Here is a 275-nt window from a genome sequence, read left to right on the forward strand (position 1 = left end):
CCCTGGGCGAGCCCGTGCTCGACCACCTCGGGCAGCCGCTGCCGCATCTCGCCGGGTTCGGCGGAGTAGTTCTCCAGGTACGCGATCACCGGGTCCGGGACGTTGCCCAGCTCGCGCAGCGCGGTCACCAGCTCGGCCGCCACCGGGCAGAACAGCTGGAAGTCGGCGTGCAGCTCCATCGCCGCCTCGGCCGGGCCCGCGTGCGCGGCGACCCAGGTGACCGCCTGGTTGAGCTGGACGACCGCGTGCGGCAGGTCCGCCCGGCGCAGTTCCTC

1 protein-coding gene is annotated in these 275 nt (G+C 74.2%); it reads right to left on the minus strand.

Annotated features, from left to right (window positions below; translation table 11 throughout):
• Window positions 1-275, minus strand: a 275-nt coding sequence (locus ACFV4N_RS43535) for a hypothetical protein (RefSeq protein WP_499678563.1), incomplete at both ends; no start/stop codon positions are given.

The organism is Actinosynnema sp. NPDC059797 (genome assembly GCF_042732085.1).
GTDB lineage: Bacteria > Actinomycetota > Actinomycetes > Mycobacteriales > Pseudonocardiaceae > Actinosynnema.